The organism is Pseudomonas sp. NIBRBAC000502773 (assembly GCF_006517195.1).
Classification (GTDB): domain Bacteria; phylum Pseudomonadota; class Gammaproteobacteria; order Pseudomonadales; family Pseudomonadaceae; genus Aquipseudomonas; species Aquipseudomonas marginalis.
Map to the genome: position 1 here is coordinate 1,182,542 of NZ_CP041189.1, position 22,655 is coordinate 1,205,196.

A 22,655-nucleotide genomic window follows, 5' to 3' on the forward strand; every position below is an offset into this window, starting at 1 on the left:
TGAAAAAGCCCAACCTTTCCAGATTGGGCTAAGTCATTGAATTATATGGTCGGGACGGAGTGATTCGAACACTCGACCCCTAGCACCCCATGCTAGTGCGCTACCGGACTGCGCTACGCCCCGACTAGGCGTGTTACTGGGTTCGCTTCGCAACGAAGCGATCAGGAATATACCGCAAGCTTTTGAAATGTGGAAGTATTTTAAAAGCCTGAATCATTTCTTCAAAACCACCAGCACATCTTCCAGTTCGGAGATCATCTGGCGGATCAGTTGCTTGTACTGGGTGGTGTCGTCTTTGGCTTCATCACCGGACATACGCTGGCGCGCGCCGCTGATGGTGAAACCCTGGTCATACAGCAATGCACGGATCTGTCGGATCATCAGCACATCCTGGCGCTGATAATACCGACGGTTCCCAGTGCGTTTCACGGGGTTGAGTTGAGGAAACTCCTGCTCCCAATAGCGCAGCACGTGCGGTTTTACCGCACAGAGCTCGCTGACTTCACCAATGGTGAAGTAGCGTTTGCCTGGGATGACGGGTAGCTCGTCGTTATGACTTGGTTCCAGCATAAGCCTCAACTCGGGCCTTCAACTTCTGCCCTGGACGAAAGGTGACCACACGGCGAGCCGTGATCGGGATTTCTTCTCCCGTTTTTGGATTGCGGCCAGGCCGCTGGCGTTTGTCCCGCAGGTCAAAATTGCCGAAACCGGACAATTTGACCTGTTCGTTGTCTTCCAGAGCGTGTCTGATCTCTTCAAAAAACAGCTCGACCAATTCCTTGGCCTCGCGCTTGTTCAGACCCAACTCTTCGTACAGACGTTCCGCCATCTCAGCTTTCGTCAAAGCCCCCATACGTCACTTCCTTAACGTGGCGTTCAACCTTTGTTCGAGCGAGGTGAGGATATTTTGTGTCGTGGCATTCACCTCATCGTCATTAAGAGTGCGCGATGGATGCTGCCAGGTCAAGCCAACTGCAAGGCTTTTTCTATGCGGATCAATGCCTTTACCCTGATAGACGTCAAATAGCCTGAGGTCTGTCAGCCATTCCCCTGCATTTTCACGGATTACATCCAGAACAGCAGCAGCGGCGACTTCACGATCGGCGATCAGGGCCAGGTCACGACGCACTTCAGGGAAGCGCGACAACTCGCTGAATTTAGGCATCTTGCCCGAGGCCACTTCAGCCAGGACCAGTTCGAAGACGAAGACCGGGCGGTCGAGCCCAAGGGTTTTCGACAGTTCCGGGTGGATGGCGCCGACGAAGCCCACCAGGCGACCTTCGCGCTCAATACGCGCAGTCTGACCAGGGTGCAAAGCCGGGTGGTTGCCTGGCACAAATGTGAAGTCATCCAATGCACCGGCAAAGCCCAGTACCGCTTCCACGTCCGCTTTAACGTCGAAGAAGTCCACGGCATCCCGGCCTTGCGCCCAGCCTTCCGGCAAGCGACTGCCGCAAACAACGCCGGCCAGCATCGGCTCTTGCTTCAGGCCGTCGAGTTGCCCGACAAACCGCAGGCCGCTTTCAAACATGCGCACGCGGTCTTGCTGACGGTTCAGGTTATGGGAAAGGGCTTTCACCAGGCCTGGCCACAGGGACGAACGCATGGCGGCCATGTCGTTGGAGATCGGGTTGGCCAGCAGCAGCGGCTCGACGCCCGGGTTGAACAGTTCGAACTGCTTCGGATCGATGAAGCTGTAGGTCACCGCTTCCTGATAGCCACGGGCAACCAGCAGACGGCGCAGCTCAGGCAAGTGCGCACGCGCTTCTGCCTTGGGTTGCGGTGCCAGGCGGGCTTGCGGGTAACGAACCGGCAGGCGGTTGTAACCGTACAGGCGAGCCAACTCTTCGATCAGATCGACTTCCAGGCTGATATCGAAGCGGTGGCTTGGCACTTCAACACGCCACTGCCCTTCCCCACCCGCAGAAATGCTCAGCCCGAGGGCCGACAACAATTGCTCGATTTCAGCCGGTGCGATGACCAGGCCAAGCATTTGCTCGACACTTTTGGCGCGCAGGGTAATTGGCGCAACGGACGGCAGGTACTGTTCGTTGACGGTTTCAATGATCGGACCGGCCTCGCCCCCAGTGATCTCCAGCAGTAGGCCAGTGGCGCGCTCCATGGCTTCACGGGCGAGCTTCCAGTCCACACCACGCTCATAGCGATGCGAAGCATCGGTATGCAGGCCGTAGGAGCGGGCCTTGCCAGCGATGGCAATCTGGTCGAAGAACGCGCTTTCAAGAAACACATCGCGCGTGGTCGCGGACACACCGCTGTGCTCGCCCCCCATCACACCGGCAATCGCCAGGGCGCGGGAATGGTCAGCGATCACCAAGGTGTCGGCGCGCAGGCTGACTTCCTGGCCGTCGAGCAGAACCAGCTTCTCGCCTTCTTCGGCCATGCGCACGCGGATGCCGCCATTGATTTCAGCGAGATCGAAAGCGTGCAGCGGTTGGCCCAGTTCAAGCATCACGTAGTTGGTGATGTCGACGGCCGCGTCGATGCTGCGCACGTCGGCGCGACGCAGGCGCTCAACCATCCACAGCGGGGTTGGCCTGGACAGGTCGACGTTGCGGATCACACGCCCCAGGTAACGCGGGCAAGCGCTTGGCGCCAGTACTTCGATCGGACGTACTTCATCATGCACAGCAGCCACTGCGGCCACCACTGGACGCGTCACGGGAGCGTTGTACAGCGCGCCCACTTCACGTGCCAGGCCAGCCAGGGACAGGCAATCGCCACGGTTCGGAGTCAGGTCGACCTCAATGCTGGCGTCTTCCAGCTCCAGATAGACACGAATGTCCTGGCCCACTGGCGCATCGCCCGGCAGTTCCATCAGGCCGTCGTTGCCCTCGCCTACTTGCAACTCTGCCTGGGAGCACAGCATGCCGTTGGACTCGACGCCACGCAGCTTGGCTTTCTTGATCTTGAAGTCGCCCGGCAGTTCGGCACCGATCATGGCGAACGGGATCTTCAGGCCCGGGCGCACGTTAGGCGCTCCGCACACGACCTGGAACGTTTGTGCGCCATTGCTGACCTGGCACACACGCAATTTGTCAGCATCGGGGTGTTGCTCGGTGCTCAGCACCTCGCCCACCACCACACCACTGAAAACACCGGCGGCCGGCGTAACGCTATCGACCTCAAGACCGGCCATCGACAGACGCGCAACCAGCGCATCGCGATCTACCTGCGGGCTTACCCAGCCGCGCAGCCATTGTTCACTGAATTTCATCCTGCTCTCCTAAAGATTCGTTACGACTAGCGAAATTGCGCGAGGAACCGCAAGTCGTTGTCGAAGAACAGACGCAAGTCGTTCACGCCGTAACGCAGCATGGCCAGACGCTCAACGCCCATGCCGAAGGCAAAGCCCGAGAACTCTTCCGGATCGATCCCGGACATGCGCAGCACGTTGGGGTGAACCATGCCGCAGCCCATCACTTCCAGCCAGCCAGTCTGCTTGCAGACGCGACAGCCTTTACCGCTGCACATCACGCATTCCATGTCGACTTCTGCGGATGGCTCGGTGAACGGGAAGAACGATGGACGGAAACGCACCGCCAGCTCTTTCTCGAAGAACACTCGCAGGAACTCTTCGATGGTGCCCTTGAGGTCGGCAAAGTTGATGTCGCGATCAACCAACAGGCCTTCGACCTGGTGGAACATCGGCGAGTGGGTGATATCTGAGTCGCTACGGTACACACGGCCTGGGCAGACAATGCGGATCGGCGGCTTGTTCGCTTCCATGGTGCGGACCTGTACCGGCGAGGTATGGGTGCGCAACAGCATGTTTGCGTTGAAATAGAAGGTGTCGTGCATCGACCGGGCCGGGTGATGGCCTGGGATGTTGAGCGCCTCGAAGTTGTGATAGTCGTCTTCGACCTCAGGGCCTTCGGCAATGCCGTAGCCGATGTGGGTGAAGAACTGCTCGATACGTTCCAGAGTCCGGGTGATCGGATGCAGACCGCCCGAGGCCTGGCCACGGCCAGGCAAGGTAACGTCAATGGACTCGGCGGCGAGTTTGGCCGCGAGATCGGCCTCCTCCATGGTCGCCTTGCGTGCATTGAGCACCTCTGTGACACGCTCCTTGGCAACGTTGATCAGCGCGCCGACTTGCGGGCGCTCTTCGGCCGGCAAATTTCCCAGGGTCTTCATCACCTGAGTCAATTCACCCTTTTTGCCAAGGTAGTGAACCCGGATTTGCTCCAGGGCATTGATATCTTCAGCGCTTTGCACAGCCTCAAGAGCTTGAGCGACGAGCGCGTCCAGGTTTTCCATGTACAGACTCCAGATACAAAATAGGGGAAGAGCTTGAAGGCTCTTCCCCTATTTATGACGTTTACCACCTTGGGCTACAGGCGCAGCCCAGGGTGACTGTCGGGGGTACTTAAGCCAAGGTGGCTTTAGCTTTCTCGACAATCGCAGCAAACACCGCTTTTTCGTTCACGGCCAGTTCAGCCAGAACCTTACGGTCGATTTCGATGGACGCTTTTTTCAGGCCAGCGATGAAACGGCTGTAGGACAGACCGTTAACACGTGCACCAGCGTTGATACGAGCGATCCACAGAGCGCGGAACTGACGTTTTTTCTGACGACGGTCGCGGTAGGCGTATTGGCCTGCCTTGATTACCGCTTGCTTGGCAACACGGAATACGCGTGAGCGCGCGCCGTAGTAGCCTTTAGCGAGTTTCAGAATTTTTTTGTGACGTTTACGGGCAATGACGCCACGCTTTACACGAGCCATGAGTTACTTCCTCTATTCTTGATCCAAAAATTAACGAAGGCGCAGCATGCGCTCGACTTTTGCCACGTCAGACGGATGCAGCAAGCTGCTACCGCGCAGTTGACGCTTACGCTTGGTCGACATTTTGGTCAGGATGTGGCTCTTGAAAGCGTGCTTGTGCTTGATACCGTTAGCAGTTTTCAGAAACCGCTTAGCAGCACCACTTTTAGTCTTCATCTTTGGCATGTTCGGATACTCCGCATTCAGTTGATAAACATAATCAGAAGGCCTGCCGTGCCCTGTTGATTACTTCTTCTTTTTCGGGGCGATGACCATGATCAGCTGGCGTCCTTCCATCTTAGGATGCTGTTCGACCGAACCGTACTCGAGCAGGTCAGCTTCAACCCGCTTGAGGAGTTCCATCCCCAGCTCCTGGTGGGCCATCTCACGGCCGCGGAATCGCAAGGATACCTTGGCCCTGTCCCCATCACTCAGGAAACGTACCAGGTTGCGCAGTTTTACCTGGTAATCCCCTTCCTCCGTCCCTGGACGAAACTTGATTTCTTTTACTTGAATCTGCTTCTGGTTCTTCTTCGCCGCGGCAACCTGCTTCTTCTTTTCGAAGATCGACTTGCCGTAGTCCATCACCCGGCAAACGGGTGGGATTGCATCGGCGGAGATTTCCACCAGGTCCAACTTGGACTCTTCTGCAATACGAAGCGCTTCATCAATCGAGACGATGCCAATCTGCTCGCCGTCAGCGCCAATTAACCGAACCTCGCGTGCCGAGATATTCTCGTTGATCGGGGCTTTCGGTGCAGCTCGTTTATCTTGTCTCATTTCACGCTTAATAATAATTACTCCGAATCTGGGCGACCACGCCGGGAAACCGCTTGCGCGAGGAACTCAGCGAACTGGGCGACGGGCATCGAGCCCAGGTCAGCACCTTCGCGAGTACGCACAGCGACAGTCTGCATCTCGACTTCCCGATCTCCGATAACCAAAAGATAGGGAACCTTGAGCAAAGTATGCTCGCGGATTTTAAAGCCGATCTTTTCATTTCTCAAGTCGGACTTGGCACGAAATCCGCTTTCGTTGAGAGTTTTTTCAACTTCAGCAGCAAAATCCGCCTGTTTATCAGTGATATTCATGATCACTGCCTGAGTCGGAGCCAGCCACGCAGGGAACGCACCCTCGTAGTGCTCGATCAGGATCCCGACGAACCGTTCGAATGAGCCGAGGATCGCCCGGTGCAGCATAACCGGGTGTTTACGACTGTTATCTTCGGAGACGTATTCGGCTCCCAAACGGATCGGCAGGTTAAAATCGAGCTGCAAGGTACCACATTGCCAGACACGGCCAAGGCAATCTTTCAACGAGAACTCGATCTTCGGGCCGTAGAAGGCGCCCTCACCCGGCTGCAGATCGTACGCAAGGCCCGCACTGTCTAGCGCTGCGGCCAGGGCCGCTTCGGCGCGATCCCACAGCTCGTCGGAACCGACGCGTTTTTCCGGACGAGTGGACAGTTTCATCTCGACTTCGGTAAAGCCGAAATCACGATAAACGTCCATGGTCAGCTTGATGAACGCGGCGGATTCGGCCTGCATCTGCTCTTCGGTACAGAAGATATGGGCGTCGTCCTGGGTGAAGCCGCGCACACGCATGATGCCGTGCAACGCACCCGATGGCTCGTTACGGTGGCAGGCACCGAACTCGGCCAGGCGCATCGGCAACTCGCGGTAGCTCTTCAAGCCCTGGTTGAACACCTGCACGTGGCATGGGCAGTTCATCGGCTTGATGGCGTAGTCGCGGTTTTCCGACTGGGTGGTGAACATGTTGTCGGCGTAGTTGGCCCAGTGCCCGGATTTCTCCCACAGGCTGCGATCAACGACCTGCGGGGTCTTGATCTCCAGGTAACCGTTGTCGCGCTGAACCTTGCGCATGTACTGCTCGAGCACCTGGTACAGCGTCCAGCCGTTCGGGTGCCAGAACACCATGCCCGGCGCTTCTTCCTGGAGGTGGAACAGGTTCAGGCGCTTGCCGATCTTGCGGTGGTCGCGTTTTTCGGCCTCCTCGATGCGCTGGATATAGGCGGCCAGCTGCTTCTTGTCAGCCCAGGCAGTGCCGTAGATGCGTTGCAGTTGCTCGTTCTTCGCGTCGCCGCGCCAGTAGGCACCGGACAGCTTGGTCAGCTTGAACGACTTGAGGAAGCGCGTGTTCGGCACGTGGGGACCACGGCACATGTCGACGTATTCTTCGTGGTAGTACAGGCCCATGGCCTGCTCGTCCGGCATGTCTTCCACCAGGCGCAGCTTGTAGTCTTCGCCACGCGCAGTGAACACGTCGATCACTTCGGCGCGCGGGGTGACTTTCTTGATGACGTCGTAATCTTTTTCGATCAGGGCGTGCATGCGCTGTTCGATAGCGGCCAGATCGTCCGGGGTGAAAGGGCGCTCGTAGGCGATGTCGTAGTAAAAGCCCTCGTCGATGACCGGGCCGATCACCATTTTCGCGGTGGGATACAACTGCTTGACCGCATGGCCAATCAAGTGCGCGCAGGAGTGGCGAATGATCTCCAGCCCCTCTTGATCCTTGGGCGTGATGATTTGCAGGCTGGCATCGGAGGTGATCAGGTCGCTGGCGTCAACCAGCTTGCCATCGACCTTGCCGGCCACGGTGGCCTTGGCCAGGCCAGCACCAATGGATGCGGCGACCTCGGCTACGGAAACCGAATGATCGAATGAACGTTGACTGCCGTCGGGAAGAGTAATAGTTGGCATGGCGCCTCCTCTCCTAGTGGTGACCCCTACCAAAGGTCACGTGGGTTGGGATGAGCCAGTACAAGATCCAACACCAGGCCGTTCAATGATGAACGCCTGCCTTACAGCGGCAGGAGCCTTTCGGCCAACCGATAATCGAACCACAGTGACTGGAGTGAGCAGAAAAGAAACATGGCTAGGCGGCAAATGGCGCACCCGGAATTAGCCAAGCCAAGGATGCTAGCACAGATGAACGGTCATCGCGCCGGCAGTATCCGATGCAAATACAAATTCCAGCCTTTATAGCTGCAAAAGTGAACTTGAGCTGTACGCCACACCTCAAACCCACTGAGAATCGCCGTTCGTCCTCGAATCAAAGGAGCATCCCATGATGCGTTTTACCTCGACCCTCGCTTTCGCCGCTACCCTGAGCCTCCTTTCCCTCGGCGCGCAGGCTGCCGCTCCATCCAATTGGCCAGCCGGTGCCCGTGACAGTTTCGTCAGCGACTGCAGCGCGGCCGCCAGCCAGAACGTAGACGTCAAGACTGCCAAGGCCCACTGCGAATGTGGCGCCGACAAGATCAACGCCGAATTGAGCACTGCGGAAATCAAAGAGCTCATGACTAACCAGAACGCCAGCCCGGAGCTTAAAAACAAAGCAGTCGCGGCTATTTCGTCCTGCAAAGTCGTGAAGAAAAAGTAAGACCGACCTGGGACCAGACGACCGTTTTGCCAGGAAAACAGCCCGAAAACTGCCATTTCGCACAAATTACGCAGCTTTTACGGCTTTTTTTACCAGCTGATATTTCGCGCCGAAGCCCCGTAGATCGGGGCTTTCAGCCGACACAAGTAGCAAACGCAACGCTATTGATTAGCAAACAATGCCTTGGGGGGCTCCCAAGCCGAACATTTCGACTATGATAGCCCAGTGTGCCCAGTTGGCCTGAGCAGCACAGCACTACTGAAAATATATGTTTCTTGGAGATACACCATGTCTAATCGCCAAACCGGCACCGTTAAATGGTTCAACGATGAAAAAGGCTTCGGCTTCATCACTCCTCAAGGTGGCGGTGACGACCTGTTCGTACACTTCAAAGCTATCGAAAGCGACGGTTTCAAAAGCCTGAAAGAAGGCCAAACCGTTTCCTTCGTGGCTGAGAAAGGCCAAAAGGGTATGCAAGCTGCACAGGTTCGCGGCGAGTAATTCTCCGCTGAGCTAAAAAAACCCCGTCCATGTGACGGGGTTTTTTATGGGCGTTGCAAAAGCCTGGAAACGATCAGCCGCAATTAACGCGCGTGATCACCAGGTTGTCATCAGTGTTCAGGTTCAAGCGGTCGGAGCGGTATTCCAGCGTGATCATATCGTTGGGCTTGAGGATCCGTGCGTTCTGTGCGCCTGCGCGGGTACGGGCCTGCTCCAGCAACTGCGGCGAGGCTTTCTGGCCAATGCTGAATTCGGCGGCCTTCGACTCACAGCGGCTATGACCGGCATCGGTCACGGCGGCGTCTTTGGCTGGCTCAGAGGCACCCGGGGTGCTGCAACCCGCCAACGCGAGTGCTGCCAACAAAGTACCGAATGATGCGAGCTTCCAAGGCATGAAGCCTCCTAATTGAAAAATGGACAGAGATCGTGCGACAGCGGTCAGGCTGATAGGTTTCAAAACGTAAACCGCCGCCAGGTAAGTCTGCCCGACTATCAGCAGGCATTCGCCCGATCAATCGTGACCAAATATGAGCGCAATCAGTAGACGTCGATGTAATCAAACGGCGGCTTCGGCCAGTTCTGCTTCAGCGCATTGAAAATCTGTGTAACCCAGACCTCGTCGCTGGCCGCGACATTGCCGACATAACCGGAACCCTTGGCCCAGGTCTCCAGGCGGAACAGCAGGCCATCGATGTCAGTACCTCCCACCACCCCAGAAGATATGTAGGCAATTCCCGCCCTGGTTACACGCAACTGGGTATGCTCGTCATCACTGGCACTGGCGATCAGTTGACGCACGGCGGCCAGTGTCAGGTTCTCGGGGTTATTCAAATCGATCTGCACGCGGGGTCCCCCGGCAATTAAACAGGGAGACAGTGTCGCACAGCACCTGCTTCATGCCTAAGTAGCAGTGCCAAACCCCGCGCAAAATGATTAACTGCGCCGGTTAGAGCCGCGTTCCAGCGCATTGCCCAGCATTTCAACCCGTGAGACTTCCATGACCACCGTAACGCTCCAAGCCGACATCAAAGCCAAATGGCCCCAAGGACAAAGCTCCTACAGCCCAGGAAGCCCGGAAGAACTGGCAATCATCGGTATCGACCTGCTGGTCAAGGAACTCGGCACCCAGGCGGCACAGGCATTCATCGGCCAGGTATTCGAAAAATACCCGGCCGATCACATGGGGGCATCAGACCCCGAGCGTGAATAAGAACCGGCTGGCGAACGTCGACCGGGTTACTTCAGGCGTGCCAGGCGCTCGGTGAGCAGATCGAAGAAGCCCTGGGCGTCACCGTTCTCAACCCAGAACACATTTTTTGTCTGCTTCAGGCCGTCGTACCAATCAACGATGGTCTGACCGAAGGTCGGGCCTTCGCGGCTGTCTACCACCATATTGGCCTGACGCCCGGTGAACAAAGACGGCTTGAGCAGATAGGCGATGACAGTAGCGTCATGTACCGGGCCGCCCGGGATGCCGTAGTGTTCCATATCGCCCTTGACGTATTCATTGAGAATATCGCCGACGACCTTGCTCGCGTTGTTGTTGATGTCGGCGATCTTCTTCAGGCGCGCCTCGCTGGTCAGCACCTTGTGGGTCACGTCCAGCGGCAGGTAGGTCAGCTTGACGCCACTCTTGAGCACAATCTCGGCTGCAATCGGATCGGCGAACAGGTTGAACTCGGCAACCGGGGTGATATTGCCGCCGTTGAAGTGCGCGCCACCCATCACCACCACTTCCTTGATGCCTTGGGTGATTTCCGGGGCCTGGGTCAAGGCCAGCGCCAGGTTGGTCTGAGGGCCGAGCATGGCAATGGTAATGCTGTGAGGCTTGGCCGCACGCAGGGTCTTGATCAGGTAATCAACGGCGTTGCCTTCAGCCAGGCCCTTTTTAGGCTCATGGACGGTGACGCCGGAAATACCTTCTTTGCCATGGATGTTCTCGGCATAGATCGGTGTGCGCAACAGCGGCTTGGGTGCGCCGGCGTACACCGGGATTTCTTCACGCCCGGCCCACTCGCGGGCCAGGCGCGCGTTACGCGAGGTCTTGTCCAGGCGCACGTTGCCGGCGACGGTGGTCAGCGCACGAATGTTCAATTCGTCCGGGGAAGCCATGGCGAAGAGCAAGGCCACCACGTCGTCGGCACCTGGGTCGGTGTCGATGATCAAGTCGATTTTTTCCGCCGCTTGGGCGCTGGCAGCAGTGAGTGCGGACAAAAGCAGGACACTCCGAAACAGATTTTTCAGGGTTGGCAGACCACGTTGCATAAAACACTCCTTGTCGTTGGGAAACTCTAGAAGGTGACGCCGGAGACCAGCGCGATATTGCAGTAAGGCTGGCACTCGCCGGTACGCACGACAGCGCGCGCGTTACGGCTCAGTTGCTTGAATTGTTCATGGCTGAGCAGCCTTCGCTCGCCGAGGGCGGCCTGTTCAGCCAAAGCGTTCAGCTCCGTCAGCGCGGGCGGCTGCTTGAGCAGGATTTCTTCCGCCAGCACGTGGCTTTCCACCTGCATTTCACTGAGCACGATACGCAAGGTGCTGATGAAGTCGGGAATGCCCTGGGTCAGCGCCAGGTCGATTAACTCGACCCCGGGCGGCACTGGCAGGCCGGCGTCGCCGATCACCAGGATGTCACCATGGCCCAAGGATGCGATCAAACGCGACAAGGCGATATTGAGCAGCGGGGTCTTTTTCATAAAAGCACAAAACCTTGAACGTCATGCAGCGTAGGAATGGAGGGTTGCGCACCGGCACGGGTGACTGACAAGGCTGCCGCGACCTGGCCGAAACGGATGGCCTCGGCTTCACTTTTGCCACTGGCCAGTGCTGCGGCAAAACCACCGACAAAGGTATCGCCGGCAGCGGTGGTATCCACCGCCTTGACCTTGGGCGCCACCAGGTGCTCAAAGCCCTGGCCATCGGCAAACAACGCACCTTGGGCACCCAGGGTGATGATGACTTTGCCCGCCCCCGCCTTGATCAGGTGGGTCGCCGCGACCTTGGCACTGTCGAGGGAGTCGACTGTCACGCCGCTCAGTGCACTGGCTTCGCTTTCGTTGGGAATCAGGTAGTCGACCGAGGCGTACCAGTCGGCGGGCAACGGGCCGCTGGCCGGCGCCGGGTTGAGAATCACGGTCTTGCCCAGTTCACGACCGCGCTTGAGGGTGTAGCCCACGGTATCCATCGGCACTTCCAGCTGGCAGATAATCACGTCGGCAGCCTGCAGCACCGCATCGGACGCCTGAAGTGAGGCGGGTGTCAGCTCGCCGTTGCTGCCGGCAACGATCACAATCGCGTTCTGGCTGCTGTCGTCCACCACAATCAAGGCCACGCCACTGGAACCGTCCACGGTGCTCACCGCCTGGCAATCGATACCTTCCACCAGCAAGGCGCCACGCAGTTCAGTGCCATAGGCATCGCTACCGACACACCCGATCATTGCCACATCCGCACCCAGTCGCGCCGAGGCCACGGCCTGGTTGGCGCCCTTGCCGCCAGGCACCGTGGAAAACGTCTGGCCGATCAGGGTCTCACCGGCACGGGGCAGCCGACTCGCGCGGGTGACCAGGTCCATGTTCAAGCTGCCTATTACCACTACTTTTGCTGGCATACATCAGTACTCATCAATTCGGTTCAGCGGTATTGGGCGAACACACCGGCGACGGGCGCCGTCGATTCACGCAACACGATGCTCGGCGTCACGATGCGTTGATCGATCGGCAGTTGGGGGGTTGCAATTCGTCGCAGTAAAAGCTCGGCCGCGGTCTCGCCCAGCTGCAGGATCGACTGACCGACCGTGGTCAGCGCCGGGTACACGTAGCGGCCCATTTGAATGTCATCGAAACCGATCACCGACAGTTCACCGGGCACGCGGATATTGCGCTCCGCCGCCGCGCGCAACACGCCGAAGCCGATCATGTCGTTGCTGGCAAAAATCGCGCTGGGCGGGTTCTGCGCCAGCAATTGCACGGCAGCAGCATAACCGCCGGTGCTGGTGAAGTCGCTTTCCTGGACGCGATTGGCCACCACCGCCACACCGGCTTCATGGAGCGCACGCTGGTAACCCGCCAGGCGCATTTGCGCGACGCGGGTGTGGGCCGGGCCGCCGACGCAGGCGATGTCCCGATGCCCCAGCTCAAGCAAGTGCCGGGTCGCCAGGTAGGCGCCCTCCTCGTGGTCGATGCGTACCAGGTCGACATCGATGCCATCCAGCGCCCGGTCGACAATCACCATGGGCGTGCGCACAGCGCTCAAGCCTGCGGCGAGGCCGCTGTCATCACCGCCTACCGAAGTCACGATCAAGCCATCGACGCGCTTCTCCAGCAACACCCGCAAATAGCTGCGCTGTTTCTCTGCGTTGTCGTCGGAGTTGCAGAGAATCACGCAGTAGCCGTTACGCTCACAATAATCCTCGATGCCCCGGGCCAGCTCGGCAAAATACGGGTTGAGGCTGTTGGGCACCAGCAATCCGATGGTGGCCGTGGTCTTGGCCTTGAGCGAACGCGCGACGGCACTGGGCACGTAGTCAAGCTGCTTGATCGCCGCTTCAACCTTGATCCGTACCGGCTCGCTCACCGGGCGCGTCTTGTTCACCACATGGGACACGGTGGTGTAGGAAATACCTGCAATCGCGGCCACATCCTTGATCGTTGCCATGGTTCAGCCTCGCCGACTGGCGCGACGGCTGCGATAAGTATCCAGGACCACGGCGATCACGATCACGGCACCGGTGATGATGCGCTTGGTGGGCTCCGTGGCACCGATCTGCGCCAGGCCGGCGGCCAATACCGAAATAATCAACACACCGAAGAAGGTACTGATCACCGAACCACGCCCGCCCATCAGGCTGGTACCGCCGATCACCACTGCGGCGATCACTTGCAGCTCGAGGCCGGCACCGGCATTCGGGTCTGCCGCTTCCAGGCGCGAAATCTGGAACAGCGCCGCCACACCGGCCAGCAGGCCCATGAGGCTGAACACCAGGATCTTGTACGGCTTGGGATTGATCCCGGCCAGGCGTACCGCTTCTTCGTTGGTGCCGATACCGATCAGGTAACGACCGAATACGGTGCGGGTCAGTACCAGCTGGGCGGCAATGATCACCAGCAAAGCGATGATAAACGACGGCGAAATGCCGAAGGCGATCGGGTTGGACAGCCAGGCAAACGAATCGCCGATATAGGCCGTGCGCGAGCCGGTCATCTGGTACGCGACGCCACGGGCCATTTCCAACACGCCGAGGGACACGATAAACGATGGAATGCGCCAGGCCACCGTGATCGAGCCGGTAATAGTGCCGGCCAACGCGGCGCAGCCCATGCCGAGCAAGGCAGCCGGCAAGACACTCCAGCCCCACCCGAGAATCGCCACGCTGACCGCCGATGCCGCCAACGCCAGCACCGAGCCCACCGACAGGTCGATACCGCCGATGATCAGGATGAAGGTCATGCCCACCGCCAGCACCATCAGGTCAGGAATCTGGTTGGCCAGGGTGCTGAACGTGTCATAGGACAGGAAGTGATCACTGAGCACCGAAAACAGCGCGATCATCGCCAGCAATGCACCGGCCAGCCCCAGGTAGGTGCCCAGGCCGTAAAAGTTGCCGCCGGTTTTACCGGGGGAAGTTGTTAGTTTCATGGGGTATCCCTAAGCACTGCGTCGTTGAGCAGCGCATCACGTTTCTGATAGCCGGCAAAGGCGGCGGCGAGCAATTCGTCCTGGGTCCAGCTGTCGCGCTCGAAGGTTTCGATCAAGCGCCCGGCGGACAGCACGCCGATGCGGTCGCAGATCAGCATGAGTTCACGCAGGTCGCTGGACACCACCACCAGCGCCTTGCCCTGGCGAGTCAACTCACCCAGCAAGGCATAAATGTCGAACTTGGCACCGACATCGATGCCGCGGGTGGGCTCGTCGAACAGCATCACCGAGCAGTCGCGCTCCAGCCAGCGGCCGATCACGACTTTCTGCTGGTTGCCACCGGACAGTTCGGACACCAATTGCGCCGGGCTGGAACTGCGGATCCGCATGGCATCGATCTGGCGCTTGGCCAAGGCAGTTTCATCGCGGCTATTGACCAGGCCGCCAGCGGAAATTTCCGGCATGTTGCCCAATGCGATATTCGCACTGATCGACTGGGTCAGCAGCAGCCCTTCGCCCTTGCGGTCTTCGGTGATCAGGGCAATGCCATGACCCACGGCATCCACCGGCGAGCGAATACTCACCACCTGGGCCGGCGAACCCAGGGCCACAGTGCCGCTGTCGGCCAGGTCGGCCCCGAAGATAAGCCGCAGTAGCTCTGTACGACCGGCGCCGATCAGGCCGGAGATGCCATAGATCTCACCGGCACGCACTTCAAACGATACGTCGCGGACCTTGTCCGAGCGCGTCAGGCCTTTTACGGTCAGGGCCGGGCCGCCGAGGCTGCGCGGTCCCAGGTCGATGTGTTCACCCAACTCCCGGCCCACCATCAAGGTGACCAGTTGTTCACTGTTGTAATTGGCCATCGGCTCGACGCAGACCAGCTTGCCGTCGCGCAGTACCGCAATGCGCTGGGCGACACGGGCCAGTTCTTCGAGCCGGTGCGAAATATAAATGATCGCCACGCCCCGGGCCTGCAGGCGGGCGATTTGCTCAAACAGCATCTCGACTTCGCGGGCCGTGAGCATCGCGGTGGGCTCGTCGAGGATCAGCACATGGCAGTCGCCGATCAGGTTGCGGGCGATCTCGACCATCTGTTGATGGCCGATACCGAGGCTGCCGACCAGGGTGTCCGGGTCGATGGCGTCCAGGCCGACTTGAGCCATGGCCTCGATCGCAGCCTTGCGCAATTGCTTGCGGCTGATCCAGCCACAGTGGCTGGGCAGGTTATCCAGAAACAGGTTTTCGGCCACGGTCAGCGTCGGCAGCAGATTGAGTTCCTGCATGACCATGCGCACGCCCAACGCTTCAGCCTGGGTACGGCTGGCCGGACGGTAATCCTGCCCCTGGAATTGCATGTGCCCGGTGGTCGGGGTAACCAGCCCACCGACGATCTTCGACAAGGTACTCTTGCCCGCGCCGTTTTCACCGGTCAGCGCCAGTACTTCACCCCGGTTAAGCGTGAGGGTAATGTCGGCCAGAACCGGTTGGGCATAGGTCTTACCGATACCGCTGACCGAGAGGACAGCGTTCGGGGCGGAAGATGACATAGGAAAATCTCCAGGCGTCCGCCCAGGACGGGCGGACGCTGTTGGGTGCTGCCAGGATTACTTCTTGAGGACGAGCTCGACCGGGGTTTCGATCATGCCGTCCTTGGCATCGACTTTCTCACCCTTGACCAGCTTGAGGGCGTTCTGGATACCGAACACCGCTTGCTGCGCAGCCGCCTGGTCGGCGGTCGCCAGCACACGACCGTCCTGCAGCATCGGCTTGATGGCTTCGATGTTGTCGTAACCCACCACCAGGACCTTACCGGCCTTGCCTGCAGCACGTACGGCGGAGACGGCACCCAGGGCCATGTTGTCGTTACCGGCCAGCAGCGCCTTGAGGTCCGGGTGTTCGCTCAGCATGGCCGAGGCCACTTTCTGGCCTTGGTCAATTTCCCAGTTGCCGGATTGGGTGGAAACTATCTTCATACCGGCAGCACCCATCGCATCCTTGAAGCCTGCGGTGCGCTGCTGGGCGTTGGTGGTGGTCGGTACACCTTCGATGATGCCGACCTTGTCGCCGGCAGCAAGCTGCTTGGCCAGGTAGTCGCCCACCAGTTTGGCGCCTTTGCGGTTGTCGGGGCCGACGAAGGGGATATCGAGTTTTTTGCTTTTCAGCACGTCCGGGTCCAGGCGGTTATCGATGTTGACGATCTTGATCCCGGCCTTAGAGGCATCTTCCAGCACTTTTACCAGTGCCTTGGAATCAGCAGGCGCGATAACGATGGCATTGACTTTGGACAGGATCATCTGCTTGACGATACCGATTTGCGCACTGGTATCGGTTTCGTCCTTGATGCCGTTGGTGATCATGTCGAAATCGGTGGCATGGTCTTTCTGATACGCCTTGGCACCGTCCTGCATGGTCACGAAAAATTCGTTGGCGAGGGATTTCATCACCAGGCCGACCTTGGGTTTGGCGGCAGCGTCAGCAGCGAATGCAGGGGAGAAAGGTAAGGCGGCGGATGCGGCAGCAAGCACAGCGACAGCAAGAAGACGTCCAGCGAATGGCAGCTTCATGGTTCACTCCGATCTTATGATTATTGTGAGCAACGCGTGCACCAAAGTGTACTTCGGCGGCCCTCCCACCCGGGTGGCTGATACGAGCTGACAGGAGACTCTAATGAGGGTCTCGTGAAACATCTCGCAAACGTTTGCGTTAGCCAAACTATGAGAACCTTGTCGAGATTTGTCAACGGTAGAACATGGCCTTTCATGCAAGACCTACAGCCCCGGCTCTCCCGTCCTGCGAAGGCCGCTCCTAAACATCTGCCACGTTCGGTCGTTCTCTGAAACGACAGGTTTTGGCGCGGCACTCAGGATTCTTTCGTCATAACTTTCGGACAACCGAACGCCACACCTCAGGTTGTTCGGAAAGCCGGACATCCAGCAAGCAAAACCACATCGTTCAATTAATAAAAACTTATATATATCAACAAGTTAATTTATATGCTCGAACATATTCGGCATGGTACAGATCCTGCTCCTACACAGCGCCTGGAGGCCTTCAGCACTGCCCAGGTGTTCTAGATGAACCTGCTACAGCACTCATCAAAAACCAGAGAGAAAAATAATGAAATCTGCATTGAAGAATTTTGTTCCGGGGGCGTTGGCCCTTCTGCTGCTGTTCCCCGTTGCCGCCCAGGCAAAGGAGGTTGAATCCAAGACCAAATTGTCCAACGTGGTGATCCTCGCCACCGGCGGCACCATTGCCGGCGCGGGCGCCAGCGCCGCCAACAGTGCGACGTACCAGGCTGCCAAAGTCGGTATAGAGCAATTGATCGCCGGTGTTCCTGAGCTTAGCCAGATCGCCAATGTGCGTGGCGAGCAAGTGATGCAAATTGCGTCCGAAAGCATCAACAACGAGAACCTGCTGCAACTGGGTCGCCGCGTCGCCGAACTGGCCGACAGCAAGGACGTGGACGGCATCGTGATCACCCACGGTACCGACACCCTGGAAGAGACCGCCTACTTCCTGAACCTGGTGGAAAAAACCGACAAGCCTATCGTGGTGGTCGGCTCCATGCGCCCAGGCACCGCCATGTCGGCCGACGGCATGCTCAACCTGTACAACGCCGTAGCCGTGGCCGGCAGCAAGGACGCACGCGGCAAAGGCGTACTGGTGACCATGAACGACGAGATCCAATCGGGTCGCGACGTCAGCAAAATGATCAATATCAAGACCGAGGCGTTCAAGAGCCCATGGGGCCCGCTGGGCATGGTCGTTGAAGGCAAGTCCTACTGGTTCCGCCTGCCGGCCAAGCGTCACACCATGGACTCGGAATTCGACATCAAGAACATCAAGAGCTTGCCCGATGTTGAAATCGCCTACGGCTACGGCAACGTGAGCGACACCGCCTACAAGGCACTGGCCCAGGCTGGCGCCAAAGCCATCATCCACGCCGGCACCGGCAATGGTTCGGTGTCGTCCAAAGTGGTTCCTGCGCTGGTGGAATTGCGCAAGCAAGGTGTGCAGATCATCCGCTCTTCCCACGTGAATGCCGGGGGCATGGTGCTGCGTAATGCCGAACAGCCGGACGATAAATACGACTGGGTCGCCGCTCTTGACCTGAACCCGCAGAAAGCACGGATTCTGGCGATGGTCGCCCTGACCAAGACCCAGGACAGCAAAGAACTGCAACGGATGTTCTGGGAATATTGATTCCTGCTGGCATCTCTGTAGAGGCGGGTTTACCCGCCTCTACTTCATGTGTAAATCCCGCAACCAACACCTCCCCGCCTTACACCAACTCGCCTAAACCGCCGTCAGACGAACTTATTGAATTTTAAGCAGTTGCGAAATTGCCTACAGTTAAATACTGTATGCACGTACAGCTTATTAAGGAACACTCCGTGGCAAAGTCCTCTTCCGCAGCCCTAACCCCACCTGATGCCTACGAACGCCTGGCCATTCGTGTGCAAAAGATCATCAACTCCACCAACGCCCAAAAAGCCAAGGCAGCCTTGATCTTCCGCTTGCCGGACGAGCCAGAAGACGAGTGGCAGCGCTTGCTGGAGGAAATCGCGGAGAACGACAACGTCACCCTCGCCTATCGGGATGACGGCGGCGTGCAGATTTTCTGGGTTGTGCCGAAGGAAGATTGATTCAATGAGTGCCCGTTTTATTGCTGTGTGCTGCCTGCTTTTTGCTGTCACTGCCCATGCTCAGGCGCCCCGAACCTTCAGCGAAGCCAAAAAGGTTGCCTGGAAGTTGTACGCGCCACAATCCACCGAGTTCTATTGCGGCTGCAAATACACCGGCAACCGCGTTGACCTGAAAGCCTGCGGCTACATCCCACGCAAAAACGCCAACCGTGCCGCGCGCATCGAGTGGGAGCACATTGTTCCGGCCTGGCAGATCGGACATCAGCGCCAGTGCTGGCAGGACGGTGGACGCAAGAACTGCACCCGCCATGACGACGTATTCAAGCGTGCCGAAGCGGATCTGCACAACCTGGTGCCGAGCATCGGCGAGGTCAATGGAGATCGAAGTAACTTCAGTTTTGGCTGGCTGCCGGTGCAAAGCGGGCAATACGGTTCGTGCCTGACCCAGGTGGATTTCAAGGCCAAGAAGGTCATGCCGCGCCCGTCCATTCGCGGGATGATCGCGCGCACGTATTTCTATATGAGCAAGCAGTACGGCTTGCGCCTGTCGAAACAGGATCGCCAGTTGTACGAAGCCTGGAACAAGACCTATCCGGTACAAGCCTGGGAGCGTCAGCGGAACCAGACGGTGGCGTGCGTGATGGGGCGCGGCAATGAGTTTGTCGGCCCGGTTAACCTGAAAGCCTGCGGTTGAACAGGGGCGGCACTGCCGCCCGATCTGCTGTTACTGCGCGGCCTTGTGCTCGATGATCTCGGACACCGTGTCGCTTTTCTTGGCCCGCGCCATCTTCTCGTTGAGCAGCGTCTGCTTGGCCTCGGCCTCGGCCCTGGTTGCAAATGGCCCCAGCAGCACTTCGTCCTTGCCGTCGACCTTCACGATATAAAAACTGAACCCGTGTTCGAGCAACCAGGCGGTCAGGTCGGTGATTGCCTGCAGCTTATGGTCCGGCGGGCCTACTCGCAGGTCCCATTCCTGGGCAGCAATCGCGCCGGTTTGTGGCTGGCTTTCGCTTACGGCAGGCTTGGCCTTGGGGGCATCGACGCTTTTGCCTTCACCGCAACCGGCCAATACCAACACCGCAATTGCCATCGCTACTTTACGCACTGCCCTGCTCCTTCAACGGATAAAGAGGCGACTTTATCATTCACTGTCTATTCTGGCCGTCATAAACGTTGGCTTAAACAATGCGAATGATGTATCCCAGACCTGTATGATGCCGCCATGGGAATTAATGTCGCCTCTATGCGTCCTAAAAGAGGCAGTCACAGGGACGCGCTTAGCAGTAAGCTACACACATACGACACCTGCCCTGTCTGAAACATGTGTCCTTAAAAGTAATCAAGGAGAAGTCCATGCTTATACTCACCCGCAAAGTCGGTGAAAGCATAAACATCGGTGATGACATTACGATCACCATCCTGGGCGTCAGCGGCCAGCAAGTACGAATCGGCATCAACGCACCCAAGGATGTTGCCGTGCATCGCGAGGAGATTTACCAGCGCATCCAGGCCGGCCTGACCGCTCCGGACAAAAACCAGACGCCTTGAAGCGCCCTCAGTAGCCAGCCCTTTCGTTCACTGTAACGGCTGGCGAAAACCTCCTCGGACTGCTTTTGTCTGTGTTGCGCGAAGCGCTTTTTGCCGCATGTGCATCCATGCTCAAGATGAAACTATCTTCACACCTGGAACTTATTGCCCCCCTGCAACCGAATCCTCTGACTGATATCCCACCATCCGTGTGCACTTAGGAGCACGTCGATGATGCCAGGCAGCGCCCAGCCATTTTTTTCCAGATCCTGGATGATCGCCCTGCTGACGGGACTGGTCTTTGTCGGCTTGGAATATGGCCTGAAGCTTGAAATAGAGGGCGCCGAAGCGCCCCGTTCGCGGCTGGACCTGGTACTCCTGCTGTGTGGCTACCTGTTCATGTTCTGCCTCAAGCCCATCCAGATGGCCGTGCAGCGCAAGTTGTGCCAACGCGTCGTGCGCAAAACCGTACGCTGACGCCCACCCCCGATTCGCTTTCAGATCGCTGGTATTTACAGCCTCGCAGCAGGACCTATCCTTGGGTGTGTTTGCACAGTCAGTAGAAGGTGCCGGTACAGATGGACACGCTCACTAAAACCCAAATCGAATCTGAATTGGCAGCCCGCCTGCCCAGCTACACGGTCACCTGTACCCTGCACGCCGACGGCACCCTCTCGGCCGTGCTCAGCGGTCCGGAAACCGATCACTTTGCAATCACCGGAATCGTGCGCGCGCATTATCGCGGTGCCGAAGCGATTGCCCGGCTCGCCAACGAGATTCTCAGGGAGATGGTGCTGTCACGCCAAGGCATGCGCAGTGATCGAATGCAGGCGTCGCCTGACCCAGCCACCCGCGAAGCAGGCCGAAGCCGGTAGCCGGTTCGGTTTTGCTGCTTCAGCCCGTCGCACGCGCCAAGTAGAGCAAGCCATCAGCGCTGCGCTGCACCTGCAGCTGTTCATACCCATCGATCGAAGGATGCTCCGTCGCCATAGGCTTGAGGTGCGTCGAAGTCACGACCATCACATCCGCTCCTGCCGCCTCCCCTGCACGGATGCCCACCGCTGCATCCTCAAACACCAGGCAATCCTGCGTCGACACCCCCAGGCGCTGCGCACCGAGCACATAACACGCAGGGTTCGGCTTGCCGATAGCCACGTCTTCAGCCGTGACCAGCACCGCTGGCGGCGTAATACCCGCCGCTTGCAGTCGACGCATCGCCAGTTCCCTGGGTGCAGAGGTGACCAACGCCCACTGATCGCCGGGCAAGCGGTTCAGAAACTCGACGGCCCCGGCAATCGCAACGACACCTTGCACATCATTGATTTCAGCCTCGGTAATCCACTGCGCTTCAACCTCCGGGTCGACGCCGGGCAAGGCTTGGCGCGTGATGGTGTCGATCGCCCGGGCGCCATGGATGGTGGCCAGGAACGTCGCCACCTCCAGCCCATGGCGTTCAGCCCAGATACTCCATACCCGCTCGGCGGCGGCAATCGAATTGAGCAGAGTCCCATCCATATCGAACAGAAAAGCGCGGTAAGGGCGGGCAAATACGGCTGAACCTCGGATGGACACTGCGGGGTTTCCTCGTGAGCTGAAACGAATAATCGACGCAATGCAATCTACGGATCACCCGGCGGCTTGTAAACGCCAACAACGCCGGCAATAACGCGGCGGCGTCGATCGCCATGCGGGCGACACCGCCAGCTCAATCGAGGGCGCCATTGAGGACTTCGTAGATGATGCCCGTCGCGATGGCCACCAGTATCAAGTCGGTGCCCGCCTGCTGCCACTCGTACCCATCGTAATGGGGCAAGCGGCCCAACAAACGCCCGTCCAGCTTCTTGGCAATGCCCGGCGGCAGCGGCTTGCCGCGGGCCAGGTTCTTCTGGATGCCAGGCGGCAAGGCGGGCCCCGGGCTCCAGTAGTCGCGATAACCGCCCAACACATTCAGCACGCTGCCACGGTCTACACTGGGGCCGCGACTGCCTGCTGCACCTTTGCCCTTGGGCTTGTCATGCCCCTGTCCGCCGTGACCATTGCCTTTATCGTTGCCTTGCCCCTTGCCATTGCCTGGATCAGCCAGGGCCATACCACCAGCAGCAAACAACACAAGCGAAAGCGCAACAGACACGAATTTCGGGCACTTGATCATG

General features: G+C 58.5%; 29 protein-coding genes and 1 tRNA gene. 9 read left to right on the forward strand and 21 right to left on the reverse strand.

Annotated elements, in window-relative coordinates:
- Positions 1–46: 46 nt before the first annotated feature.
- The 9 genes from NIBR502773_RS05275 to thrS form a co-directional block, all read right to left on the reverse strand.
- A tRNA-Pro gene (locus tag NIBR502773_RS05275) sits at positions 47–123 on the reverse strand.
- Positions 124–213: 90 nt separating this feature from the next.
- Positions 214–570, reverse strand: coding sequence for a MerR family transcriptional regulator (locus NIBR502773_RS05280; protein WP_003174972.1), 357 nt, complete (start codon positions 568–570; stop codon positions 214–216).
- Positions 551–853, reverse strand: coding sequence for an integration host factor subunit alpha (ihfA, locus tag NIBR502773_RS05285; protein WP_002553164.1), 303 nt, complete (start codon positions 851–853; stop codon positions 551–553). Before ihfA ends, NIBR502773_RS05280 begins: the two co-directional genes overlap by 20 nt.
- A 3-nt stretch (positions 854–856) precedes the next feature.
- The gene (gene pheT / locus NIBR502773_RS05290) at positions 857–3,235 is read right to left on the reverse strand and encodes a phenylalanine--tRNA ligase subunit beta (RefSeq protein WP_141155569.1); all 2,379 of its coding nucleotides are present in this window, start codon (positions 3,233–3,235) and stop codon (positions 857–859) included.
- A 26-nt stretch (positions 3,236–3,261) separates the two neighbouring features.
- On the reverse strand, positions 3,262–4,278 hold the full coding sequence (pheS, locus tag NIBR502773_RS05295; protein ID WP_017737822.1) for a phenylalanine--tRNA ligase subunit alpha: 1,017 nt from the start codon (positions 4,276–4,278) through the stop codon (positions 3,262–3,264).
- Positions 4,279–4,387: 109 nt separating this feature from the next.
- A complete protein-coding gene (rplT, locus tag NIBR502773_RS05300) occupies positions 4,388–4,744 on the reverse strand; it encodes a 50S ribosomal protein L20 (protein ID WP_003174975.1) in 357 nt (118 codons plus the stop codon).
- Between the two features lie 30 nt (positions 4,745–4,774).
- A complete protein-coding gene (gene rpmI / locus NIBR502773_RS05305; protein ID WP_002553160.1) occupies positions 4,775–4,969 on the reverse strand; it encodes a 50S ribosomal protein L35 in 195 nt (64 codons plus the stop codon).
- Between the two features lie 60 nt (positions 4,970–5,029).
- Complete coding sequence (gene infC / locus NIBR502773_RS05310; RefSeq protein ID WP_015884933.1) at positions 5,030–5,581, reverse strand: translation initiation factor IF-3; 552 nt, start codon at positions 5,579–5,581, stop codon at positions 5,030–5,032.
- Positions 5,581–7,503: a threonine--tRNA ligase gene (gene thrS, locus NIBR502773_RS05315; protein WP_048719014.1), complete on the reverse strand. Its 1,923-nt coding sequence runs from the start codon at positions 7,501–7,503 to the stop codon at positions 5,581–5,583. The genes infC and thrS overlap by 1 nt, the downstream gene beginning before the upstream one ends.
- Positions 7,504–7,870: 367 nt before the next feature.
- Here thrS and NIBR502773_RS05320 point away from each other — a divergent pair, with 367 nt between their 5' ends.
- Together NIBR502773_RS05320 and NIBR502773_RS05325 are read left to right on the forward strand one after the other, a co-directional pair.
- The gene (locus tag NIBR502773_RS05320) at positions 7,871–8,185 is read left to right on the forward strand and encodes a hypothetical protein (protein ID WP_027604109.1); all 315 of its coding nucleotides are present in this window, start codon (positions 7,871–7,873) and stop codon (positions 8,183–8,185) included.
- Between the two features lie 288 nt (positions 8,186–8,473).
- Entirely contained in the window at positions 8,474–8,686 is a 213-nt protein-coding gene (locus NIBR502773_RS05325) for a cold-shock protein (protein WP_003234260.1), read from the forward strand.
- 73 nt (positions 8,687–8,759) lie between these two features.
- Here NIBR502773_RS05325 and NIBR502773_RS05330 read toward each other — a convergent pair whose 3' ends face one another.
- A complete protein-coding gene (locus NIBR502773_RS05330) occupies positions 8,760–9,080 on the reverse strand; it encodes an I78 family peptidase inhibitor (protein WP_027604108.1) in 321 nt (106 codons plus the stop codon).
- Positions 9,081–9,223: 143 nt separating this feature from the next.
- Positions 9,224–9,529, reverse strand: coding sequence for a hypothetical protein (locus tag NIBR502773_RS05335; protein WP_065927262.1), 306 nt, complete (start codon positions 9,527–9,529; stop codon positions 9,224–9,226).
- A gap of 154 nt (positions 9,530–9,683) precedes the next feature.
- Between NIBR502773_RS05335 and NIBR502773_RS05340 the strand changes: the two genes are divergently transcribed.
- Positions 9,684–9,896 (forward strand): hypothetical protein, encoded by a 213-nt coding sequence (locus NIBR502773_RS05340; protein WP_065940349.1) that lies wholly within the window; start codon positions 9,684–9,686, stop codon positions 9,894–9,896.
- 26 nt (positions 9,897–9,922) lie between these two features.
- Here NIBR502773_RS05340 and NIBR502773_RS05345 read toward each other — a convergent pair whose 3' ends face one another.
- Genes NIBR502773_RS05345 through NIBR502773_RS05375 form a run of 7 tightly spaced genes read right to left on the reverse strand, consistent with a single transcriptional unit; the run spans position 9,923 to position 16,890 of the window.
- A complete protein-coding gene (locus tag NIBR502773_RS05345; protein WP_141155570.1) occupies positions 9,923–10,951 on the reverse strand; it encodes a nucleoside hydrolase in 1,029 nt (342 codons plus the stop codon).
- Between the two features lie 26 nt (positions 10,952–10,977).
- The gene (rbsD, locus tag NIBR502773_RS05350) at positions 10,978–11,382 is read right to left on the reverse strand and encodes a D-ribose pyranase (RefSeq protein ID WP_065940351.1); all 405 of its coding nucleotides are present in this window, start codon (positions 11,380–11,382) and stop codon (positions 10,978–10,980) included.
- A complete protein-coding gene (gene rbsK, locus NIBR502773_RS05355) occupies positions 11,379–12,296 on the reverse strand; it encodes a ribokinase (protein ID WP_065940352.1) in 918 nt (305 codons plus the stop codon). The genes rbsD and rbsK overlap by 4 nt, the downstream gene beginning before the upstream one ends.
- Positions 12,297–12,319: 23 nt before the next feature.
- Positions 12,320–13,342 carry a LacI family DNA-binding transcriptional regulator gene (locus tag NIBR502773_RS05360; protein ID WP_141155571.1) on the reverse strand — a complete coding sequence of 341 codons (1,023 nt, stop codon included), beginning with the start codon at positions 13,340–13,342 and terminating at the stop codon, positions 12,320–12,322.
- A 3-nt stretch (positions 13,343–13,345) separates the two neighbouring features.
- Entirely contained in the window at positions 13,346–14,323 is a 978-nt protein-coding gene (locus NIBR502773_RS05365) for an ABC transporter permease (RefSeq protein WP_065927257.1), read from the reverse strand.
- Positions 14,320–15,873, reverse strand: a complete 1,554-nt coding sequence (locus NIBR502773_RS05370; RefSeq protein ID WP_141155572.1) for a sugar ABC transporter ATP-binding protein — start codon at positions 15,871–15,873, stop codon at positions 14,320–14,322. The genes NIBR502773_RS05365 and NIBR502773_RS05370 overlap by 4 nt, the downstream gene beginning before the upstream one ends.
- A 57-nt stretch (positions 15,874–15,930) precedes the next feature.
- Positions 15,931–16,890 carry a sugar ABC transporter substrate-binding protein gene (locus tag NIBR502773_RS05375; protein WP_141155573.1) on the reverse strand — a complete coding sequence of 320 codons (960 nt, stop codon included), beginning with the start codon at positions 16,888–16,890 and terminating at the stop codon, positions 15,931–15,933.
- 553 nt (positions 16,891–17,443) lie between these two features.
- Between NIBR502773_RS05375 and NIBR502773_RS05380 the strand changes: the two genes are divergently transcribed.
- The 3 genes from NIBR502773_RS05380 to NIBR502773_RS05390 all read left to right on the forward strand — a co-directional run bounded on the left by NIBR502773_RS05380 (position 17,444) and on the right by NIBR502773_RS05390 (position 19,669).
- Entirely contained in the window at positions 17,444–18,532 is a 1,089-nt protein-coding gene (locus NIBR502773_RS05380; protein WP_010209102.1) for an asparaginase, read from the forward strand.
- Positions 18,533–18,723: 191 nt separating this feature from the next.
- On the forward strand, positions 18,724–18,975 hold the full coding sequence (locus NIBR502773_RS05385; RefSeq protein ID WP_174562738.1) for a DUF1654 domain-containing protein: 252 nt from the start codon (positions 18,724–18,726) through the stop codon (positions 18,973–18,975).
- A gap of 4 nt (positions 18,976–18,979) precedes the next feature.
- Positions 18,980–19,669, forward strand: coding sequence for an endonuclease (locus NIBR502773_RS05390; RefSeq protein WP_027604097.1), 690 nt, complete (start codon positions 18,980–18,982; stop codon positions 19,667–19,669).
- A 30-nt stretch (positions 19,670–19,699) separates the two neighbouring features.
- On the opposite strand, the gene NIBR502773_RS05395 is transcribed toward NIBR502773_RS05390, so the two are convergent.
- Positions 19,700–20,065 carry an SPOR domain-containing protein gene (locus tag NIBR502773_RS05395; protein WP_168209030.1) on the reverse strand — a complete coding sequence of 122 codons (366 nt, stop codon included), beginning with the start codon at positions 20,063–20,065 and terminating at the stop codon, positions 19,700–19,702.
- 263 nt (positions 20,066–20,328) lie between these two features.
- Between NIBR502773_RS05395 and csrA the strand changes: the two genes are divergently transcribed.
- From csrA to NIBR502773_RS05410, 3 genes are all read left to right on the forward strand, one after another.
- The gene (gene csrA, locus NIBR502773_RS05400; RefSeq protein WP_003192511.1) at positions 20,329–20,523 is read left to right on the forward strand and encodes a carbon storage regulator CsrA; all 195 of its coding nucleotides are present in this window, start codon (positions 20,329–20,331) and stop codon (positions 20,521–20,523) included.
- Positions 20,524–20,733: 210 nt separating this feature from the next.
- Positions 20,734–20,979 (forward strand): hypothetical protein, encoded by a 246-nt coding sequence (locus tag NIBR502773_RS05405; RefSeq protein ID WP_141155575.1) that lies wholly within the window; start codon positions 20,734–20,736, stop codon positions 20,977–20,979.
- Between the two features lie 101 nt (positions 20,980–21,080).
- Positions 21,081–21,377 carry a hypothetical protein gene (locus NIBR502773_RS05410; RefSeq protein ID WP_141155576.1) on the forward strand — a complete coding sequence of 99 codons (297 nt, stop codon included), beginning with the start codon at positions 21,081–21,083 and terminating at the stop codon, positions 21,375–21,377.
- Between the two features lie 19 nt (positions 21,378–21,396).
- Here the strand turns inward: NIBR502773_RS05410 and NIBR502773_RS05415 are convergent, their stop codons facing one another.
- Both NIBR502773_RS05415 and NIBR502773_RS05420 read right to left on the reverse strand, forming a co-directional pair.
- Positions 21,397–22,074 carry an HAD-IA family hydrolase gene (locus NIBR502773_RS05415; RefSeq protein WP_141155577.1) on the reverse strand — a complete coding sequence of 226 codons (678 nt, stop codon included), beginning with the start codon at positions 22,072–22,074 and terminating at the stop codon, positions 21,397–21,399.
- A gap of 133 nt (positions 22,075–22,207) precedes the next feature.
- Entirely contained in the window at positions 22,208–22,654 is a 447-nt protein-coding gene (locus tag NIBR502773_RS05420; RefSeq protein ID WP_065927252.1) for an anti-virulence regulator CigR family protein, read from the reverse strand.
- Position 22,655: the final 1 nt, after the last annotated feature.

Bases quoted from the DNA above. Each gene is read 5' to 3' on its own strand.
- NIBR502773_RS05280 (WP_003174972.1), bottom strand. From the start codon at position 570: ATGCTGGAACCAAGTCATAACGACGAGCTACCCGTCATCCCAGGCAAA.
- NIBR502773_RS05330 (WP_027604108.1), bottom strand. From the start codon at position 9,080: ATGCCTTGGAAGCTCGCATCATTCGGTACTTTGTTGGCAGCACTCGCG.
- thrS (WP_048719014.1), bottom strand. From the start codon at position 7,503: ATGCCAACTATTACTCTTCCCGACGGCAGTCAACGTTCATTCGATCAT.
- pheS (WP_017737822.1), bottom strand. From the start codon at position 4,278: ATGGAAAACCTGGACGCGCTCGTCGCTCAAGCTCTTGAGGCTGTGCAA.
- NIBR502773_RS05375 (WP_141155573.1), bottom strand. From the start codon at position 16,890: ATGAAGCTGCCATTCGCTGGACGTCTTCTTGCTGTCGCTGTGCTTGCT.
- rplT (WP_003174975.1), bottom strand. From the start codon at position 4,744: ATGGCTCGTGTAAAGCGTGGCGTCATTGCCCGTAAACGTCACAAAAAA.
- csrA (WP_003192511.1), top strand. From the start codon at position 20,329: ATGCTTATACTCACCCGCAAAGTCGGTGAAAGCATAAACATCGGTGAT.
- NIBR502773_RS05365 (WP_065927257.1), bottom strand. From the start codon at position 14,323: ATGAAACTAACAACTTCCCCCGGTAAAACCGGCGGCAACTTTTACGGC.
- NIBR502773_RS05345 (WP_141155570.1), bottom strand. From the start codon at position 10,951: ATGCAACGTGGTCTGCCAACCCTGAAAAATCTGTTTCGGAGTGTCCTG.
- ihfA (WP_002553164.1), bottom strand. From the start codon at position 853: ATGGGGGCTTTGACGAAAGCTGAGATGGCGGAACGTCTGTACGAAGAG.
- rbsD (WP_065940351.1), bottom strand. From the start codon at position 11,382: ATGAAAAAGACCCCGCTGCTCAATATCGCCTTGTCGCGTTTGATCGCA.
- NIBR502773_RS05380 (WP_010209102.1), top strand. From the start codon at position 17,444: ATGAAATCTGCATTGAAGAATTTTGTTCCGGGGGCGTTGGCCCTTCTG.
- NIBR502773_RS05320 (WP_027604109.1), top strand. From the start codon at position 7,871: ATGATGCGTTTTACCTCGACCCTCGCTTTCGCCGCTACCCTGAGCCTC.
- NIBR502773_RS05340 (WP_065940349.1), top strand. From the start codon at position 9,684: ATGACCACCGTAACGCTCCAAGCCGACATCAAAGCCAAATGGCCCCAA.
- NIBR502773_RS05390 (WP_027604097.1), top strand. From the start codon at position 18,980: ATGAGTGCCCGTTTTATTGCTGTGTGCTGCCTGCTTTTTGCTGTCACT.
- rpmI (WP_002553160.1), bottom strand. From the start codon at position 4,969: ATGCCAAAGATGAAGACTAAAAGTGGTGCTGCTAAGCGGTTTCTGAAA.
- NIBR502773_RS05325 (WP_003234260.1), top strand. From the start codon at position 8,474: ATGTCTAATCGCCAAACCGGCACCGTTAAATGGTTCAACGATGAAAAA.
- NIBR502773_RS05405 (WP_141155575.1), top strand. From the start codon at position 20,734: ATGATGCCAGGCAGCGCCCAGCCATTTTTTTCCAGATCCTGGATGATC.
- NIBR502773_RS05370 (WP_141155572.1), bottom strand. From the start codon at position 15,873: ATGTCATCTTCCGCCCCGAACGCTGTCCTCTCGGTCAGCGGTATCGGT.
- NIBR502773_RS05410 (WP_141155576.1), top strand. From the start codon at position 21,081: ATGGACACGCTCACTAAAACCCAAATCGAATCTGAATTGGCAGCCCGC.
- NIBR502773_RS05420 (WP_065927252.1), bottom strand. From the start codon at position 22,654: ATGATCAAGTGCCCGAAATTCGTGTCTGTTGCGCTTTCGCTTGTGTTG.
- NIBR502773_RS05395 (WP_168209030.1), bottom strand. From the start codon at position 20,065: ATGGCAATTGCGGTGTTGGTATTGGCCGGTTGCGGTGAAGGCAAAAGC.
- pheT (WP_141155569.1), bottom strand. From the start codon at position 3,235: ATGAAATTCAGTGAACAATGGCTGCGCGGCTGGGTAAGCCCGCAGGTA.
- rbsK (WP_065940352.1), bottom strand. From the start codon at position 12,296: ATGCCAGCAAAAGTAGTGGTAATAGGCAGCTTGAACATGGACCTGGTC.
- NIBR502773_RS05360 (WP_141155571.1), bottom strand. From the start codon at position 13,342: ATGGCAACGATCAAGGATGTGGCCGCGATTGCAGGTATTTCCTACACC.